Origin of the sequence: Pueribacillus sp. YX66, assembly GCF_041725775.1 — a bacterium.
Taxonomy (GTDB): domain Bacteria; phylum Bacillota; class Bacilli; order Bacillales; family UBA6769; genus Pueribacillus.
Window position 1 is genome coordinate 1 of record NZ_JBEUEL010000011.1, and the last position, 19,543, is coordinate 19,543.

14 protein-coding genes and 1 tRNA gene are annotated in these 19,543 nt (G+C 36.2%); 7 read left to right on the plus strand and 8 right to left on the minus strand.

Going from position 1 to position 19,543, the window contains the following annotated elements; translation table 11 throughout:
* Positions 1-22: 22 nt before the first annotated feature.
* The 3 genes from ABU914_RS06715 to selD form a co-directional block, all read right to left on the minus strand.
* On the minus strand, positions 23-1,357 hold the full coding sequence (locus ABU914_RS06715; protein ID WP_379668965.1) for an SNF2-related protein: 1,335 nt from the start codon (positions 1,355-1,357) through the stop codon (positions 23-25).
* Positions 1,358-1,367: 10 nt separating this feature from the next.
* Positions 1,368-3,554, minus strand: a complete 2,187-nt coding sequence (locus tag ABU914_RS06720) for a Z1 domain-containing protein (protein WP_379668966.1) — start codon at positions 3,552-3,554, stop codon at positions 1,368-1,370.
* 1,130 nt (positions 3,555-4,684) lie between these two features.
* Positions 4,685-5,731, minus strand: a complete 1,047-nt coding sequence (selD, locus tag ABU914_RS06725) for a selenide, water dikinase SelD (protein WP_379668967.1) — start codon at positions 5,729-5,731, stop codon at positions 4,685-4,687.
* A gap of 303 nt (positions 5,732-6,034) precedes the next feature.
* Between selD and selA the strand changes: the two genes are divergently transcribed.
* Positions 6,035-7,438, plus strand: coding sequence for an L-seryl-tRNA(Sec) selenium transferase (selA, locus tag ABU914_RS06730; protein ID WP_379668968.1), 1,404 nt, complete (start codon positions 6,035-6,037; stop codon positions 7,436-7,438).
* 6 nt (positions 7,439-7,444) lie between these two features.
* On the opposite strand, the gene ABU914_RS06735 is transcribed toward selA, so the two are convergent.
* Positions 7,445-7,541, minus strand: a tRNA-Sec gene (locus tag ABU914_RS06735).
* A 76-nt stretch (positions 7,542-7,617) separates the two neighbouring features.
* Between ABU914_RS06735 and selB the strand changes: the two genes are divergently transcribed.
* The gene (gene selB, locus ABU914_RS06740; protein WP_379668969.1) at positions 7,618-9,501 is read left to right on the plus strand and encodes a selenocysteine-specific translation elongation factor; all 1,884 of its coding nucleotides are present in this window, start codon (positions 7,618-7,620) and stop codon (positions 9,499-9,501) included.
* Positions 9,502-9,527: 26 nt separating this feature from the next.
* Here selB and ABU914_RS06745 read toward each other — a convergent pair whose 3' ends face one another.
* The 3 genes from ABU914_RS06745 to pdaA all read right to left on the minus strand — a co-directional run bounded on the left by ABU914_RS06745 (position 9,528) and on the right by pdaA (position 12,592).
* Positions 9,528-10,487: an SLAC1 anion channel family protein gene (locus tag ABU914_RS06745; RefSeq protein ID WP_379668970.1), complete on the minus strand. Its 960-nt coding sequence runs from the start codon at positions 10,485-10,487 to the stop codon at positions 9,528-9,530.
* Between the two features lie 105 nt (positions 10,488-10,592).
* Positions 10,593-10,808 carry a hypothetical protein gene (locus tag ABU914_RS06750; protein WP_379668971.1) on the minus strand — a complete coding sequence of 72 codons (216 nt, stop codon included), beginning with the start codon at positions 10,806-10,808 and terminating at the stop codon, positions 10,593-10,595.
* Positions 10,809-11,785: 977 nt separating this feature from the next.
* On the minus strand, positions 11,786-12,592 hold the full coding sequence (gene pdaA / locus ABU914_RS06755) for a delta-lactam-biosynthetic de-N-acetylase (RefSeq protein WP_379668972.1): 807 nt from the start codon (positions 12,590-12,592) through the stop codon (positions 11,786-11,788).
* A 172-nt stretch (positions 12,593-12,764) separates the two neighbouring features.
* Here pdaA and fumC point away from each other — a divergent pair, with 172 nt between their 5' ends.
* The 5 genes from fumC (at position 12,765) to ABU914_RS06780 (ending at position 19,142) form a co-directional block, all read left to right on the plus strand.
* Positions 12,765-14,153, plus strand: coding sequence for a class II fumarate hydratase (gene fumC, locus ABU914_RS06760; RefSeq protein WP_379668973.1), 1,389 nt, complete (start codon positions 12,765-12,767; stop codon positions 14,151-14,153).
* A gap of 399 nt (positions 14,154-14,552) precedes the next feature.
* On the plus strand, positions 14,553-16,139 hold the full coding sequence (locus ABU914_RS06765) for a hypothetical protein (protein WP_379668974.1): 1,587 nt from the start codon (positions 14,553-14,555) through the stop codon (positions 16,137-16,139).
* Positions 16,140-17,363: an ABC transporter permease gene (locus ABU914_RS06770; protein ID WP_379668975.1), complete on the plus strand. Its 1,224-nt coding sequence runs from the start codon at positions 16,140-16,142 to the stop codon at positions 17,361-17,363.
* A complete protein-coding gene (locus ABU914_RS06775) occupies positions 17,360-18,475 on the plus strand; it encodes an ABC transporter permease (protein ID WP_379668976.1) in 1,116 nt (371 codons plus the stop codon). The genes ABU914_RS06770 and ABU914_RS06775 overlap by 4 nt, the downstream gene beginning before the upstream one ends.
* Complete coding sequence (locus ABU914_RS06780; RefSeq protein WP_379668977.1) at positions 18,468-19,142, plus strand: ABC transporter ATP-binding protein; 675 nt, start codon at positions 18,468-18,470, stop codon at positions 19,140-19,142. The genes ABU914_RS06775 and ABU914_RS06780 overlap by 8 nt, the downstream gene beginning before the upstream one ends.
* Here the strand turns inward: ABU914_RS06780 and ABU914_RS06785 are convergent.
* Complete coding sequence (locus ABU914_RS06785) at positions 19,128-19,532, minus strand: RDD family protein (protein ID WP_379668978.1); 405 nt, start codon at positions 19,530-19,532, stop codon at positions 19,128-19,130. The genes ABU914_RS06780 and ABU914_RS06785 overlap by 15 nt on opposite strands.
* Positions 19,533-19,543 lie beyond the last annotated feature (11 nt).

A 19,543-nucleotide genomic window follows, 5' to 3' on the forward strand; every position in this document is an offset into this window, starting at 1 on the left:
TATTTCGTTAGGTTCTTGCTTTTTAGAACGTAACGAAATAACACGGAAACCAAGCGATAGCGCGGTAGCCTAAAAAGGGTACAAAAATAGAGTGCTGAAAATATTGGTGTAAAAGAACAACCGAGAATAACTTGACACATACTTTCAAATCATTCATCTTGTTATTAACTGGAGTAGCTGATAACATAAGAACTTTCGATTTTACACCTGACTTAATGACTTCATCCATTAATCTTGAATAGCGCGTTTCTCGATCGTCCCGTGCAGTATTGTTACGAAAATTATGTGACTCATCAATCACGATTAAATCATAGTTACTCCAATTGATAGTCTCTAAATTTATATCACCTGAGAAACCACTATATCGACTGAGATCAGTATGGTTTAAAACATCGTAATTAAATCGATCCCCTGCAAATATATTCCGTTTATCATTCTGTGTATAAATAAGCCAATTATCACGTAGTTTTTTTGGACAAAGTACGAGTACACGAAAGTTTCGAAGTTCATAATATTTAATAACAGCTAATGCTTCAAAGGTTTTTCCTAACCCTACGCTATCCGCAATAATACATCCGTTGTATCGTTCGAGTTTATCAATCGCACCGACAACGCCGTCTTTTTGAAATTTGTATAGTTTGTTCCAAATAATCGTATTTTTAATCCCGGTTTTTGAATTTACTAGTTCATCCTCATCCAGCTCATGCAAAAAATCTTTAAAAATATGATATAACGTGAAAAAGTAAATAAACTGTCGGGTATAATTCTTATAAAGCATTTCTAAGCTTTGTAATACTTCTGATTTTATGGCTTTAGCAACTTGTTCATTTTCCCATAACTCATTAAACCATTGAACATACTTTTTGGTCATTTCATTATTTTCAGTTGCAGTATTTAATTCATACTTAGTTGAAGGTGTATAACCTAATCCACTACTTGTGAAATCGGAACTACCATGTATTGCAAATTCTGTTCTATCTTTATTTTGTATATGATACAGTGTTGAGTCTGATATAGATTGTTTTAATGATTTAATTTCTACTTTAGCTTTTATCCAATCTGCACATTCTTTAGCAATCCTCGCTTGCGATAATTCATTTCTAAATTTAACTTCTTGTTCTGTCCCAGAAATTCTATGAATAATCTTTTTTATTTCCAATAAAGGTTCATTAAACAAGATTCGAACAGTCCCTGCGTCCATTAATTCTCGTTTCAATGAATCGAATGCATAGATTGTAAAGTATGCAGACATAATCGCAAGTTTAGAGTCAGGTCGTATATTTTCTTTCAATGTGTCTCCAACAAAACCAAATCTTCGATTGTCTAAAACTTTACTTTCACTTGTTTTCTCTAGCATATCAATATCCCTACTTATCAATCGTTTCACTTGCAAATAAAACAGGTGGAGTTTGCTCAGGAGTAACAAGGACGGGCCACCAAAAAGGGGTACCTCTCCATCCCTTTTCTACTAAACCGTTTTGTCGTAATAGAATAAGAACTGGATGTTCGATTCCGATTTGTTTGGCCATTCGTAGTTCACTATCTTTCCCTTTCGGAGTATCTGGCGCATCTTCAAACTTACCTGATTTCTCTCGTATCCTTGAAATATTCCGATCATTACGAACAATTAACCATACTTTCCCCTTGTCTTTCTCAGGTATATTCTTTGACAAATGCTCTATACTAGCTAGAAATGCATCAACGTCCCATTTTAATCCTTTATATTTATCATAGGTTTCATTAATAGACTTTATTATGTCGATAGCATCATCTAATGAAATAAGTTTTGGCTCCTTTTCTTCATTACCTATAATTCTATTAACCTTCTCATCGATAAGAGTGACCGTCTTTTGTATACGTGTTTTAGGACCTGTTTGAAAGCCTATAGGTAATAATCTCTTATGAGGTTTTAATGCAGTCACTTTCGATAATAAAATTTTATTCGGACTACAAGGGACAATTTGATTTGCCAAATCTTTCTGAATAAATACGACACTGTCGTTTGATGTATTTTCTATCGCTATTCTAAGTGAAGTATCAACTTCATGAATCCTTCTCATTACATCATAAATATTTGCTGTAGTATAAAAGCGTGTTAATGCGAGATCTTCAATTGGACGATAACCAAACATTCGCGAGTGCTGTAAAACTGTATCTTGTTGAAACTGGTTAGGATTTCTTCCATAATAAAATCCAATCAAATTACCAATTGTAATCCCTCTGTCTAGTATTTGCCCACCTATAAATATATTTAGTGGAACCCTTAGTTTCAATTGTCCTGATTCATCAAGCAGTTGATTTACATCTTGTTCAGAATTAACTTTAGTAATCATGATATGGTCATTCTTTAATGCTTCTCTGACAAAATAGTTTACATCATCAAACTGTGGTATATAGCACTTTAACTTGCTTAATGAAGGGACAAATTGATCATAAGATTTTTTCATAAGACCTTGAAAATATATCGGCTCTTCATTCATTGCATTAAACAACTGTGCTTTTAATTCGATTACAATTTCTTCTTGCCATTGATGAGCAGCCTTAGATTGTTCAGTATGTATAATAAAGCTATATTTTTTTTGTTTTTGACGAGCATTCTTATGCTGTAACCTTCGAATAACACCACCAACTATAAAATTAATCATCGCATCTCGCAAAGACGTAATTCGATTACTAGTAAGTGCATCCTCTATTTTAAATCGTCTACGATCTGGCTTTTTTAAAATTTCGAGCTCATCTTCTTTTATTTCTTCATGTAAATAGAACGCAACTGTGTCGTCATCTTCACTTTCTTTAAAATAGTAATCTCCACCTATATATCCACTTCCCACTGGAACTAATACTGTAAATGCTGGTTTAACAGGTTTAAACGTAAAACCAGAAAGTGTAATACTTTCATTAGGTTGTAAATAGAGCGAATAAGGAGTAGCGGTAACTTGTAGGAAATCTGATTCCTGTAAGTTTTGCCGCAGATCATCTATAAGTTTAGCGATGGTATTCATTTCATAAATTTCTTTGTCTGTCTTTCGAAAACCAACACTTGCAAAATCTGCTTCATCATCGATGATTAATATCTTTTTTTTCGCTAACTCTGGATAAGTTTCAAATAATGCACGATATAAACGAGTTAAATTATTTTTTTCTTTTTTAACAATGAAAATAAGCTTTTGATCCAACTCATACCGAGTTAAATTATCTGGTAAATTCATAATGTCAAAAATTTGAACTTGGTCTTCTTCAATTAAGTCAGAAAAGTCTTTTTTAAGTCTTTGGTATGTTTGTTGTGCCAAAGCTTTCGTTCCTTTAGTTAACACGACTGTTACATCATAACCATTATCAAATCCTAAAGCTGTTACTCCAATGAATGTACGTGTTTTTCCACTTTGTATTTTTCCAAGAAGCATTCCCGGGTTTTCATTTGTAGTTCGATTATTTAGTAGTTTTCTGACAGTTTCTTCGATACAATTGCGAGTTGAAATATTATAACCCTTCTTTTTTCTTAATTCACTATAAAACCTTCTATTCGTATTAATACGAACATCTTTCGTAATCACTTTGACCCATCCTTTTCTATTTTTTGTTATCTTATCATAAAAAAGAATGTATATTTGTCTTATTTTGTCGAATAGGCAAATGAAGCATGTTTTTCTACATTCGTATTTTCATAATTATAGCAAGACAATGCCTAAAATCCCCGTACTCTAATAATCCGTTTAAGAAGATTGAATTTCATGAAATAAATTAAAATGACCATCTATGAAATAAAACATTGTTCAGAGAATATTTTTAAAAGAAAATTCAGAAATTTAAAGCCACCACTAACATTGCAAACCTAAAATTCAGAGCAAAAAAGCTGTAGAATTGTAGCATCGAGATAGACCTCAAAAAACTATTTAATTACAATAGAGTTTTTATTTCCATTAAAAAAGGGTACTAAATGAAATAGTACCCTTATGACAGTTAGTCGCGCAGTTGCTTCGTATTTGATTACACATTCAACAACTGAAACTGACCCATCCCGAATAAATTTTTCGTATAATCTAATTTGACGTTGTTAAAATACGACGATTGGGATACGTCAAACATAAAGTTGATTCCTTCAATTTCTGTCACTTTATCACGTACGGTAGCTGACTCTTCCAGAGCCAGTTGTAATCTTGGTCCTCCTCAGCCAATGCCCATATGAAGACGAATGTATGGGTCTTTCACATCTGGTGAAATTTCTTGAATTTCATCTTTAATTTTTTTAATTGCAGCTTCCGTTACTTGCAGCAAAATGAACACCACCTCATTGATTTTTTAATAGCACGATACATACTTTTCGCAAAACAGAAAGACTCGACAAAATCAATTAAAAAAGAATTGCTGAATTAACATTAAAGCTCCTAACAGGAGCCATATAAAAACCCCAGGTCATATTGGCGGCTTACTTTTCTGGTCGGGGTCTTTATTAGTCGTTCCTCAAGTTAAACCCCTACATTCTTTTTCTTTTTCCAAAGTCATCTCTCACTTCCTTGCAACTGTTATACTAGTATAGGTATTATAGCAGTTGGATGAAATTTTATCAATTCTAACTATGAAATACCCTTAAACTTCTTCGATTTATCTAAAGTCTTGAAGTGACGAGGTTTACGGACGGTTGACACGAAATTAAAAAAAGGGGGCGGTCCCCCTTCTTTTATCGTCATTCAATATAAACGGCCTTTGCTTTCTTTTCAATGACTTCGCCAATTACAGCAGAATCAATGGAATAGGCTCTTTTAAGATGCTGCATGAACGAAGTTGCTTCTTCTTTTGGCAAACTGATTAGTAATCCACCTGATGTCACAGCATCACATAAAATAATCTGCTCCGTTTCAGTGATATGTTCTTCGTAATGAACATGCTTGGTCAACCATTGGTGATTCGCCCATGAACCTCCTGGAATGACATTATCTTCCGCGAGTTCTTTCGTTCCAGGTAGAACCGGAACATTTTCGTTATGGATCAAAAGACTGACGTCACTTCCATATGCCATTTCAAAAGCGTGCCCAAGTAATCCAAATCCTGTCACATCTGTTACTGCATTTGGATTAAATTGCCGCAAGCTTACTGAAGCCTCTTTATTCAACGTACTCATTACAGCCGTCACTTTCTCAATTTGTTCCCGATCTAAACGATCTCGCTTCAGTGCCGTCGTGTGAATCCCAATCCCAATTGGCTTCGTAAGGATGAGAGCATCACCTAGTTTTGCACCAATATTTTTGAAAAATTTGTCTGGATGAACAACGCCAGTAACTGACAACCCAAATTTAGGCTCTTGATCGTCTATCGAATGCCCGCCGATAATTTCAGCTCCTGCTTCCTTTACTTTATCACTCGACCCTTGCAAAATTTTTGCAAGGATTTCTGGCCCGAGCTTTTTAATCGGATAAGCAACGATATTTAATACAGTTTTTGGTGTTCCACCCATCGCATATACATCACTAAGCGCATTGGCGGCAGCAATTTGCCCAAACATATACGGATCATCAACAATTGGGGTAAAAAAATCAACAGTTTGCACAAGTGCAAGATCATCCGTAAGTTTATAGACACCACCGTCATCCGAATGATCGAAACCGACAAGAACGTTCGGATCACATTTTTCGGTTGGTAAATAGCGCAACACTTGCGCTAGATCCGCAGGACCAATTTTACAACCTCAGCCTGCTTTTGAAGATAACAACGTTAATTTAAGCTGATCTGTCATTTTTTTACCCCCTCTCGTTTTCATTTCATAAATGTGTCATAGTATAAGAGGTACCGAAAATCCGCAGCGCATCTCTTTGTTACGTCATAAAAAACTCATGTACGAAAAACTGATTCATGTTCTTTTGCTAAAAGCGTGTACGTCTTGTGCACAACGCCGAAGTCAGCAAATCCTATACGAGTCTGCCTGTCAATTTTTCATTCCTGCTTGCGTCTGATTCAGCCTCTTTTTGAACATACATTATAAGTATAAATGGCTACATGAAAAAATGCTAACAAACAAGATTTATGGATGGTGTACGTTATGAATAAACTTCGCTATTTACCAGCTGTTCATCAATTAATACAAGATAGGCGCTTTTTACAAATTGCAACAAATTTTGAAGTATCAAAAAACGTGTTAACAAAATGGCTAAATGAACAAGTCGATTTAGTTAGAAACAAAATGATGAACGATGAATTACTGATCGAAACGGTAAATCGTGAAAGGCTAACCGACCTCATTTTTAACGAGCTCGAAAAAAAAATAGAGCGTTTCAATAAAAATAATTTGAGAAGCGTCATTAATGCGACCGGAGTCATTTTGCATACAAATCTCGGCAGGGCTCGTATAAGCAAACAAGCAATCAAACAAATTTCTGAAACTGCCTCTACATACTCAACACTCGAATTTAATTTAGGTACTGGCCAAAGAGGATCAAGACATCATTTAGTTGAGGAGTATATTACACAATTAACTGGGGCTGAAGCCGCAATTGTCGTAAATAATAACGCTGCAGCAGTTTATTTAGTATTAAAAGCGATTGGTTCCGGAGGTGAAGTGATTGTTTCCCGAGGAGAACTTGTCGAGATCGGCGGTTCGTTTCGAATTTCTGAAATAATGAAAGAAAGCGATGCTCAATTAGTTGACGTCGGAACGACAAATAAAACGCATATAAGCGACTATACACAAGCCATTACTGATCAAACGACATTGCTCATGAAAGTACATAAAAGCAACTTTAAACTGATCGGATTTACGGAAGAAGTCGATACCGACGAACTCATTCACGTCTCAAAAGAGCACAATATCCCGATTTATGAAGATCTCGGAAGCGGAACATTATTTAATTTTACAGAGCAAAATATCGGAACAGAACCGACGGTTCAAGAAAAAATAAATACCGGAATTGACATTCTTTCATTTAGTGGTGATAAGTTGCTTGGGGGACCTCAAGCAGGAATCATCGTCGGTAAAAAGCAATACATTGAAAAATTAAAAAAACATCCGCTTGCTAGAGTGTTGCGTGTAGATAAATTTACATTGGCAGGACTAGAAGCAACTTTAAAATCATATATAAAGGGACAAGAACGCAGTGAAATTCCGACGATTCGTGATTTACTCGAACAAAGTGAAACCATTTTAAAAAAAGCGAACAACTTTGTTGAAAAAATGAATGCGGAACAAACGAGCTTCAGATGTAAAGTAGAGTCTGACACGTCTAAAGTTGGCGGAGGAACAATGCCAGATGTCGAGATTGACACATTTGTCGTAAACGTAAAACATCCATCGTACACGAGTGCAGAGCTCGCAGCACGTTTGCGAAACTATTACATTCCAATTATTGTAAGGGTGAAAAATGATGCGGTCTTAGTTGATTTTAGAACTGTGCAGAGCGAAGAGGTAAACATTGTTATCGAGGCATTTTTACACATTGAAGAAGAATAACATTTTTGGCGGGATCGTGTGGGAATCGAACCCACCGGAGACGTCACGCGCCTCCCAAATGGTTTTGAAGACCAAGGAGAACACCAGTACCTCATCCGATCCCATATTCACTATAAATTCATTATATAGTCATAGAATCTTCTTTAGCAAGAAACAAACATCAATTGAAGGTGAGTAATATGAAGCGGTATTTTACCATTGGAATGGCTGGACATATCGACCATGGAAAGACGACATTGACGAAAGCTTTAACAGGGGTTGATACAGATCGGTTAATAGAGGAAAAAGAAAGAAAAATCTCAATTGAACCTGGCTATGCTCCATTTATACAAGAACAGCGATTAGAAGTTTCGATTATCGATGTACCAGGACATGAAAAATTTATCCGACAAATGATCGCAGGTGTCTCCGGAATTGACATGGTAATATTAGTTATTGCAGCTGACGAAGGAATTATGCCACAGACAAGAGAGCATTTAGATATTTTGACATTGCTCGGTATCGAAAATGGATTCATTGTCATTACAAAAATTGACAACGTCGACGAGGAATGGCTCGATGTCGTTGTAGACGATGTTGAAGAACAGATGAAAGGAACGTTTCTCGAAAAGGCTCCGATCCATTTCGTTGATAGCGTATCGCAAAAAGGGATTCCTAAATTAAAAGAAGCATTGCAAGCAACATTGCTCCACATTCCTCGAAAAAATAAACATGACTCCTTCCGCTTACCAATCGATCAAGTGTTTACTGTCAAAGGGCAAGGAGTTGTCGTACGGGGCACCATTTACAATGGCGAAGTGAAACAAGGCGAACGACTGAAACTATTACCGAGCAATAAAAACGTTCGCGTTAGACAAATACAGAGACATCATGAACAAAAAAAAGTCGCCTCAGTTGGTCAACGGGCAGCACTCAACTTAAGCGGAATCTCACACGATGAAATAACGCGAGGACATGTGATCGTAGCTGATGATTTTTATACTGCTTCAGATCGAATTGATGTTGCATTCTCACCGTTGAAAGACTTCACATACACGATTAAACAACGCCATCCCGTCAAACTTTATATCGGGACGTCCGAAGTGATGGGAAAAATTATTTTTTTTGATCGAAACGAAGTGAATGCGAGTGAAAACGAAGAAATTCTTTGCCAAATCCAATTAAACGAACAAATTGTTGTGGCGAGAGGCGATCGGTTTATTCTTAGAAAACCGACACCTGTTGAAACAGTTGGTGGCGGTTGGGTCATTGAACCAAATGCAAGTAAACATCGCTTTGGGAAAGAAACAATCGAACTACTAAAATTGAAAAAAACAGGCTCAGCGATCGATCGACTTTCTGCACTAATGAAAGAAAACATCATGTTAACACGAGCTGAAATTATAAAACATACAGCGATATCTAATCAAAAGTGGGATGAAACGAAACAAATGTTAATTGAAATTGCTAATGATCGATTTGTTCTTCATTTCACATTCGACCACGTAAAAAGTCAGATTATCACGTTACTCGAAGCATTCCACGAACGCTTTCCGATGCGTATAGGCATGAACAAAGCAGAATTGACTTCCGAACTAAATCTTTATCCACTACTCTTAATTGAATTCGTTTTCGAACGGTTACGCACAGAAAAGCAGATTAAAATCATCCAGCACTATATTTCTTTGCACTCATGGAAACCTACTCTTCCACCTCAATGGAAGACAAAGCTTATAAATATAGAAAAAGAGCTTGAACAACAGGGGTTAAAAACAGAAACATGGTTTGAACTCGTGAACAAACAGCAAATTCCGAATGACATTCAAAAGGAGTTTTATCATTTTTTAATAGAAACGGAGAAAGCTTTTATCTTTGACGAGGAAAGACTTATATCGAAAATAGCAGTGAATAAAGCGTTACAACAACTGAAAGTAAAAACAAATGTAGAAGACTTTAATCTTCAAACCGCTAGAGACATACTACAGCTAACCCGAAAAAATTTAATTCCACTATTAGAACTTTTTGATCGATTGGGCTATACAAAACGGAGTGGAAATATACGAACGTGGATCGAAAAAGGGTGACGCCAAATCGTAACGCCACCCTTCACCTACTCTTTCAAACATAATGATCGTTTCATAGCGAGTTCAATTGTCTTCCAAGCTAAATAAAGCACCAATCCAATTAACCCGATCAATTGCACTGTAAAAAACCATCGGTAAACAACATGCCCACTTTCGAAATATAGCTGCACAGTTGCAATCGTCATCGCTGCCGATGGGAATAAAAATGCCCACCAAGATACAAAAAATGGAATGCTCATAAACCGTTTAACTTGGAAAAGCAAAAATAACCCGATAAAGAAAGCAATCCCATACAAAATGTAAGCGAAAGTATCGGCGCTTTCTGAAATTTTAATATAGGATACAAATCCAATTGCAGGCGGAGCCATTAATATAAAATACGTCGGCAACAGCTTAGCGGGTAGCGGTGGATGAAAAACAGAGCGATTGAAAAAGAGCGTCATATAAATAATACTGAAAAGTGCGCCAAAGCCAAAAAACATCCAGTTGATTTCTTTTGGCATATTTAATAAGGTTCCAGCTATTGGCACAACGATATTACCAACAATTGGAATAAACCAAGAAGGATTAAATTGCCCAATTTGAAATTGATGATGCCAGATTAGCTTAGACAAGATAACTAATGTTAAGCTCATTTGCATTATGCTACCGGCGATCCATAACGTTAGCGACATAGCCTTACTTAATTCAAAATAAGCTGCGGCGAGTAGCAACATGCTAAGTGAAATCGCTGCAAAGAAATTCATTTTCACAGGGTGATTAAAATCTTTCTTCACCTCTTCACGATGAAGGAACATTCGATAGAGGAAAATACCTCCGTTCAGTAAAAATAATAAAGTTGTGATTGCTAGAAAAATCGTTGATAAAACATTATTTAACGCATACAAATTTTCTGCTTGCCTGATGGCAATTGTCACCCCTGCAAAACCCATCACACTTGCAAATAATCCAATCGGAAAATAACGTATTCCCCGTTCTCTGTCCACGTTCGATTCGCTCCTTTTATAATTCTCCATGCTTATTATATACCCGCGTGGGTATATAAGCAACTTGTAAAAAACTCCTTTGCCTAAGCAAGAGGAGTTAGTCAATTATTTCGCTGGCTCAAGTTGATCAATCTCATTCCAATCCAGTGAAAGGACTTGTTTTTTATCAACATCATACAGCAATAGCGAATGCTCATTTTCGTCTACACGTAACAACCGTCCAAAAACTGTTTTTTTGCCGACTTTATGTAGGAGAACATCGACACAAAGCAATGTATCATTGTCAATCCAGGATTGAAAAATTGAATATTGGTCATCCATCTATGCAAAAACCTTTCATTTATAAACTATTTTTTTATAGTTTAACACGTCGCAGTCGTCCTGTCAGGTAAATAGCTAATGATAAATTTCACCTTTTAATCTTTCAATCCAGATCACATATCGTTCTAACTGTAAGCGAAGGAGCATCGAGATATTTTCATTAGTATAGTGCGGCATACGTTTCATATGGTGCCAACGGTTCTCGCCATTGCGATAGTTTCTCATCAAATTTGGACCATTTTTTAATCCATTTTGAGAAAGATTGACATTCTCCTAATCCAAACAGCAATAAATTTTCTCTGTCCACGAACCAATGCCATGAATACGAGTTAGCATATCTATAATGTTTTTATTTGATAATGTGTGGAAAAACTTTAATTGAACTCTCCTCCGAAATGAGCCTTAATAGGCCAATAGCATATTCAGCTTTGCGACGGATAAACTGTAATGCGGTTAAATCTTCACATGCAAGTTTACTCATAGTATAAGCAGATGGCGGAAATCAAACTCCACCTTTTTCAAAACAGTGTTTGGACAAATCGTGCTGTTAACTTAGGTGAAAATTTCAGATTTAGCTGCTGATAAATAATCGATTTCATTAAACTAAAGTACAAGCGTAGTGCCTTCAAGCTTTTCAAACAACGAACCGAGATCAGTATTTTTAAAATGCTGTATAACTTATTTATGTAGGATATCCTATTGAAAAATCCAACTCATATTATTTGTGTTTTCAAACGAAAAGGAGGCTCTTGCGTCGTACCGATTTGCTGTACTGTTATCGGATAAGAGCAACATTTATCGTTTTTTTCTGGTCCAGTGGACAATTCTCTTTATAGCTCTAAAAATTGAAACGGTCCATCCACTTTAACTTCACATAAATGATTCCTCTTTTTGAGTGACATTCGCCTTTATTTTAATTATGTTGCTTAAAAAGAAACTTCCGCCGTTCTCATATGCGGAAGTTGTTGAATACGATATTAAGGGGTTATGAAATATTCATGAACGGAATTTTTCGCAGTTAACTCATCAAGACTGTGAAACGAGTAGCCTTGCTTGTGCAAATCATCGATTATTTTTCCTAGCGCATCAGCATTATCTTTGGAAACGGTATGAAGTAGCATAATGGCACCAGGATGGACACGTTTCATCACGTTATCATACGCATATTTCCAACCTTTTTGTTGGTTCGTTTCCCAGTCTTTGTAAGCGAGTGACCAAAACACATTCGTATAGCCAAGTTCTTTTGTGACTGCGAGCGTTCGTTCACTGAAAATCCCCCGTGGCGGACGTAAATATTTCGGCATTTGTTTTCCTGTCACTTTTGTAAATAGCTCTTCAACACTTTCGAGCTCTTCGCGGATGTTAGTATCACTCGTTTTTGCAAAATTAGGATGGTGAAAGGAATGATTTCCAACGATATGACCTTCGTTTACCATTCGTTTGATTAGGTCTGGTTCCTCTTTAATGTAATGACCTGTCACGAAAAATGTCGCAGGAACTTTTTTCTCCCGCAATACATCAAGAATGGCACCTGTATAGCCTTGCTCATACCCATTGTCAAAGGTTAAATACAATTCTTTTTTGGACGTATCAGCAATAAACATACCACCATGTTTTTCAAGCATTTCTTCAAATTCTGGCTCTGTTGTTGCCGGCTCATTATTTTTACTCGGCTTAAAGTACCAATCATGCTGTATATTGCTATACTCTTTAGCAAATGCTTGTAAAGATAATGGACAGACAAGAAAAAAGCTAATCATTAAAAATAAAATCATTTTTTTCATATTTTATTCTCCTCATCACTTGTTCACTCTTAAGTTTTACAAAAATTCAAAGGAACATACAGAAATTTTTATTGTTGTTAAATAAGTCTTACAATACTGTGTCATTCTACTTGAGTAACCACATCGTTGGGTGTAAGATAAGGATGGAGCACATAGGAGGTAGAATAAAAAAATGGAATTCAGAATCGAGCGGGACACATTAGGAGAAATGAAAGTACCCGCTGACAAATTGTGGGCAGCTCAAACACAACGTAGCAAAGAGAATTTTCCAATTAGTACAGAAAAAATGCCGAAGGAAATTATTCGTGCCTTTGCCATTCTGAAGCGAAGTACCGCAATTGCGAATATGAATTTAGGCAAACTTGAGAAAGAAAAAGCGGAAGCAATTGCGCATGCTGCAGACGAAGTTCTCCAAGGCAAGTGGGATGAACACTTCCCTCTCGTCGTGTGGCAGACTGGAAGCGGGACACAGTCCAATATGAACATGAATGAAGTCTTAGCGAATCGCGGGAACCAAATCTTAAGCGAAAAAGGGTTCGATAGTCGCATTCATCCGAATGACGATGTCAACAAATCACAAAGTTCAAATGATACGTTCCCAACTGCATTACATGTAGCAAGTGTGATCGCAATTGAAGACAATGTTTTACCTGCTGTTCGAACATTAAAAGAAACGCTCATGCAAAAAAGTAAAGAATTTAACGACATTATAAAAATTGGCAGAACACACTTGCAAGATGCGACGCCACTCACGTTAGGGCAAGAGATCAGTGGCTGGTATCGCATGTTGGAGCGAGACGAGGAAATGCTAAAAGAAAGCGTTTGCTTTCTAAAGGAACTCGCGATTGGTGGTACAGCTGTAGGTACTGGGATTAATGCCCATCCAAAATTTGGTGAAATAGTTTCTGAAGAAATAAGTAAGATTACGAATAAAGATTTTACTTCTGCTAAAAATAAATTCCATTCTTTAACGAGCTATGACGAAGTCGTGTATGCTCACGGTGCTCTTAAAGCCCTTGCAGCCGATATGATGAAAATAGCAAACGATGTGCGTTGGCTAGCAAGTGGTCCACGTTGTGGAATTGGTGAACTGTCCATTCCGTCAAATGAACCAGGAAGTTCAATCATGCCTGGTAAAGTGAACCCAACGCAAAGTGAAGCCGTTACGATGGTTGCCGTTCAAGTGATGGGGAACGATACGACAATTGGGGTTGCTGCATCACAAGGGAACTTTGAGCTTAACGTATTTAAGCCCGTCATCGCCTACAATTTCTTACAGTCTGCACGTTTGTTGGCTGATGCAATCCGTTCATTTAATGAACGCTGTGCAATTGGCATCGAGCCAAACCGTGAAAAAATTGAAGCCTATTTACAGGAATCATTAATGCTTGTAACAGCATTGAATCCACACATCGGATATGAAAGTGCTGCAAAAGTAGCAAAACTTGCTCACGAAAAGCAATTAACATTAAAAGAAGCAGCTCTCCAGACAGGAATTTTAACGGAAGAGCAATTTGATAAATACGTAAAACCAGAAGAAATGATTACTCCAAAAGCATAAAATTATCTATCCCTATGACGGACAGTATTGCTGTCCGTTTTATTTTTTCTCCTGTACAACCTTACAACCTACTTTTTTAGGTCTTTTAACACATACTCCATTTTAAAATAAATTGAACTTTCGATTCATTTTCTAACAAAATAATACTCGCTATTTGTACTTTATCTTTCTTGTTTCCATATTTTGTTGAAGTCTTTCTCGTCCCCCATTCTGCTTAATACTGACAACTAAATGGTTCAACAAAATCAGCAGTCATAATCAGCAATTTTGTGAATAATAATAAAAATTGTAGGCCTTTCGATAGCGTTTCGGAAAAAATTGTAACACCTTGTCACAATTTAACAATTCATATAGAATGAAGATTGTATTTTTTCTAGATATTAAAGGAGGAAATCATAAGTGGATATCGAAACGGTTAACGAACAACCGAAAAAGAAAGTTTCCAAGAAACTTATTGCGCTCATCATTGGAGCACTCGTACTCATTGGCGGTACAGTATCTGCATTTTTCTTATTTAACTTATCTCCGAAAGAACAGTACTTTTTGGCAGAAAAGAAATCAGCTGAGTTTATTTCAGCACAATTCAAAGAGCGATTTAAATCCGAGATGGAATGGGCAGAACATACGAAAGAAAATTCAGTTGAACAGACAGTAACACTTTCAGCAGAATATAACGACCCGTTCGAACTCATTGGCGATCAAACAGTACAGCAAATGATTAATAATTCAGCGCTCACGATTAAAGGTGCGACGGATCTAAAAAACAAGGTCGTATTAGCCGATTTACAAGCAAATATTAGTGATTTAGAGTTAAGCGGACTGCAATTTTATCTAACGAGTGAACACTTTACAATCGGACTTCCGTTTCTTAACGAACTCTTGCAAATTGATGAAAAGAACTTTAACAAACTATTACATGAAATAGACCCGTACACATTTCCAGATGAAGAAACATTTAAGTTCGACTCATTTTTTGAACAAATTAGTGGAACAGCTCTGGAAGAAGATTTAAATTACTTAAAAACAGAATACCTTGAGTTTTTGTACAAAGAACTTCCTAAAGATGCTTTTACATCAACAACTGAAAAAATTACTATTGGAAATGACGATATTAAAGCGGACAAAATTACGATGGATTTGTCCGAAAAAGATGTAAAGTCATTATTGCACACGTTATTTGATAAAATGCAAAATGATGAAAAACTGAAAGAGATGATTGAAACACAACTTTCAGCGCAACTTGGTCCTCAAAGTATCGAAGTTTCAGAGATTCTTGACGAATTTGAAGAAGGTTTGCAATTAGCAAAGGAGCGTTTAGACACTGACCTGCATATTCCAAACGGGATTACATCAACAATCTGGACAAAAGGAGATTTAATCGTTCAGCGTGATTTTTCTGTTGAACTTGGTCCATCGGAAGATGACTTACTTAAACTAACAGTCAAAGGAACGCAACAGCTAGAGAAAAACAAGCAGTCATTCGATTACGACTTAGGCTTCACTGAATTTGGAATGGAAAGCACGTTAAACGTAAAAGGTGACTTTGCCTTAGAGAAAGATAAAGCAACCGATTCTTTAACATTTGCTATTGATGGCAGTGATTTCCTATCTTATAAAGGAACAGAAACGCAAAAAGGAAAAACAAAAGATTTTGAACGTAAATTTACTGTAGATATTGATTATGGTTTTGATAGTTTTGGAGGTAGCTTGATTTGGTCGGGTCAAGCAACGTACGACAAAGATAAAATGAATTCAGAGCATAACTTGTCATTAGATGTAGAAGGGCTTGACCCAAATATGTTTAGTCTCTTAATAAAATCGAATGCTAAAACAATCAAGAAAGTCAAACTGCCTGAAGATAAACCGACAAAAGATATCGGTACGATGAGCATGGATGAACTCGGTGAATACATTGAAACGGACATCGTTCCACAGTTTGAAGATTGGATGTTCAATACATTTGGCGAATTTCTAGGAGATTTTTAATTGTTAGCTTTTAAACACCTCTTAATCTTTATAAAAATGAATGGCAGTCAAATTAAGAGGAAGTGGCTCTCACTTCCTCTTCTTTTGCTTTTCCCAATCATCATCATTAGTCTCATAGCTATGATCCTTGTCTCTTTTTTTGCAAATACCGATCAAACACCGATTCAAGTCGGTTTAGTCGATTTAGACCAATCAGAAGAAACGACAATGCTGACAGAATTAATCACAGAAGCTCCACAACTCGGTTCTTTTCTTCAAATTAAGTATATGAGTGAAGATGAGGCACAACAACGGATTTCTCATAATGACCTAAGTGCATACATCGTGTTTCCTAAACACTTTACTTCTAATCTATACAAAGGCAACGCTGTAAAACTAGTTATTAAAGGGAACCCGTTGCAACCAACTGAGAGCTATGCCATTAAAGAACTGCTTGATAGTTTAGCTCGGCATATCCGAAGCGCGCAAGCAAATATTTTAACGATTAATGATTACGCACGTAAGTTAAACATCGATGACAACACAAGACACGATATGATGTTTGAGCAATTTAAAGACTTTTTCTTATATACGATTGGAAAAGATAAAATTGTTAACCAAAATAAAATTGAAAACATCGCTACATCATCACCGGTAAATTATTTTGTAATAAGTGGCTGGTTTATTTTAATTACGATTTGGACGTTTATTATGAACAACGTATTATATCAAGTGAATTCATACCAGATGCAGCAAAGAATTGCCTTATACGGTGTAAAAGCTTTTCAACAAGTGATCGCTCGAATCGCTGTTGCATTTTCTGTCTCATTATTCCTTGCGATCGGTTCTTTTCTTATATTAGAACACATTTTAGACTTTCAGTTATCATTGGATAATCAAATCAGAGTCGTTTTCGTCATGAGCCTGTATCTTTTATTATTTTTATTTGTATACACCATTATAGAAGCACTTATCCGTTCAAAAAAGCTGCAACTGTTACTCCAACTTTTGTTTACCGGACTTTTACTAATTAGTAGCGGTGCGATGATTCCTAGCATCTATTTTTCGATTCAAGTTCAAGAATGGATTGCGCACAGCTTTACGTTTGAAGCCTTTTATTGGTTACAAGAAATTTTGTTAAACGGTCGTTATTATGCCGATTATCTACCGCTACTGATTATGAATCTTATCTGTTTCCTGTTGCTTGCTGGAATTTTATCGTTAAAGGAGCGTGTTCAACGATGAGACCCATTTTGCTAACACGCTTATTTCATTGGAAAAAGCATTGGCCAAGCTTATTGTTTTGGCTTCTTTTCCCAATGATGGGAACCTTTCTTTTTACCACTGTTGCAAATCAATTTCAATCTGAAGTTGCTGTTCCTGTCGGAGTTGTTGTGGAAGACGATACACCATTAGCAAATGCTCTTTATCATGAAGTTGCTCAAGCACCGTTTCTCCGAGTACAAAAAACGTCGAAAGATGAAGCACTACACTTATTAGAGAAGCACGAATTGGATAGTGTGTTTATTATAAATAAAGGTTATGAAGATAACATTCGTGCAGGGAGAAGAAACGGACTTCTCACAAGCTATGAATCGAACGTATCATTTGCATTTACTCCTGTGAAAGAAATGTTTTTATCTTTCGTGCAAGAAGAGACTGGACGAGCGAAAGCAGCCTATACCGTTCACCAATTAAGCAAGCAATATAACGGTAACGACAATTGGTCATTTGAAGAAATTACCGCGACAAGTAAAACGATTCAAGCAAAAGAAAGTTTACTTGAAACATCGTTCTCATTTGAAAATAGAAGAAATCAAGTCGAACAAAACAAGCAGTCACCTTGGAATGTATGGAAATTGTGGACCATTTTCAGCGTATTATCCACGCTTTTATTAAGTGAATGGGTCATAAAAGAAAATCACTCAAACTTGCATGTTAGATTAGCGTTTACCCGTTTTTCTTTTAAAAACTATTTATTAAGAAATTTAATTCTGTATACAGCTCTGTTTTTCTTATTTGATCTTGTTGCTTTTGGATTCTTTTATTTCTTTTTAAACAAAAACGTCGTTTTTCCGAATCTCATATCCATGATAAGCTTTCGCCTTATAGTTCAATTTGGCAGTTTTCTGCTCGCATTACAGTTCAAAAAATCATATTCATTTTATAGCGTTTCATTTGCGATTGCGATGATCTTTACGATAGTAAGTGGTGCCATTTTACCTGTTTCTCATCTATTCACAACGTCCAGCTGGCTTAGTTTATTTCATCCATTACAGTCATCGTCTTTATGGTTGCTCGTATTTATCGTCTGTATATGTATTTGGTATGTACGAAAGGAGAAGTCAATTGCTTAATGTCAAGTCAATTAGCAAATCATACGGCAAAACGAAAATCATCAATAACATAACCTTTTCTGTAAATAAAGGGGAAATCATTGGGCTTGTCGGTGAAAATGGGGCAGGAAAATCTACACTTTTACAGATTTTAGCCACATTATTAAAACCTGATGAAGGGCAAGTTGAACTTGAGCAATTTTCCTATCAAAGAAATCAAAAAAAAGTACGTAAACATATTGGATTTGTGCCTCAAGATATTGTCATTTGGGAAAATTTCACTGTAGAAGAAAACATGCTTTTTTTTGAGAAATTATCTTGGAAAAAGAAAAGTAATGATGAATTAAGGCAACTCTGTCTTGAAATGAATTTAGACAAATGGAATGAACCTGTAAAAACATTATCTGGTGGAATGAAGCGAAAGTTGAATTTAGCGATCAGCCTGATTCATGATCCGACGTTATTGTTATTGGACGAACCAACAGTCGGCATCGACTTAAAATCTCGAAAAGAAATTGGTGCATATTTAAGAAAACAAGCTAACGAGTCCGAAAAAATGATTATTTACATTTCTCATGACATGGACGAAATCACTTCATTGTGTGATCGAGTCCTTTGTATTGGCAACGATCCGTTTTATAAAAAGATATTAGAAAAAACAAATAAAGAATTGTTATCTTTTCAATGAATAGATAACTGTCGTTCTCGCTAACAAATCATGAAGAGCACGCTTGTCGTTTCGAGACTTTGCGATCAACATACTTATAAGTAACGCTACACCACAAGATAAGATATAAATGAAACCAACAACAACATGACGAATAACGACCGTTTTAATCGTCAGATCTGATCCGATTGCTATAATTTGGACACCGACAATTCGTTTGCCTAACGTAAATCCAGATGTTAATACAGGGGTCGCTGTTGCATACATCGTAAAAGCGATAATAAAAAAGAAGAGTGTATACGACTCGAAATTAAACAGCGTAATTCCTATAACGACAATTGGTACTCCGACTAACAGCAAATCATAAAGCCAAGCGATAACCCGTATAAATAAACTTGCTGACGTACTCACAAACATCGTCC

Bases quoted from the DNA above. Each gene is read 5' to 3' on its own strand.
- selB (WP_379668969.1), top strand. From the start codon at position 7,618: ATGAAGCGGTATTTTACCATTGGAATGGCTGGACATATCGACCATGGA.
- ABU914_RS06775 (WP_379668976.1), top strand. From the start codon at position 17,360: ATGAGACCCATTTTGCTAACACGCTTATTTCATTGGAAAAAGCATTGG.
- pdaA (WP_379668972.1), bottom strand. From the start codon at position 12,592: ATGAAAAAAATGATTTTATTTTTAATGATTAGCTTTTTTCTTGTCTGT.
- fumC (WP_379668973.1), top strand. From the start codon at position 12,765: ATGGAATTCAGAATCGAGCGGGACACATTAGGAGAAATGAAAGTACCC.
- selA (WP_379668968.1), top strand. From the start codon at position 6,035: ATGAATAAACTTCGCTATTTACCAGCTGTTCATCAATTAATACAAGAT.
- ABU914_RS06715 (WP_379668965.1), bottom strand. From the start codon at position 1,357: ATGCTAGAGAAAACAAGTGAAAGTAAAGTTTTAGACAATCGAAGATTT.
- ABU914_RS06750 (WP_379668971.1), bottom strand. From the start codon at position 10,808: ATGGATGACCAATATTCAATTTTTCAATCCTGGATTGACAATGATACA.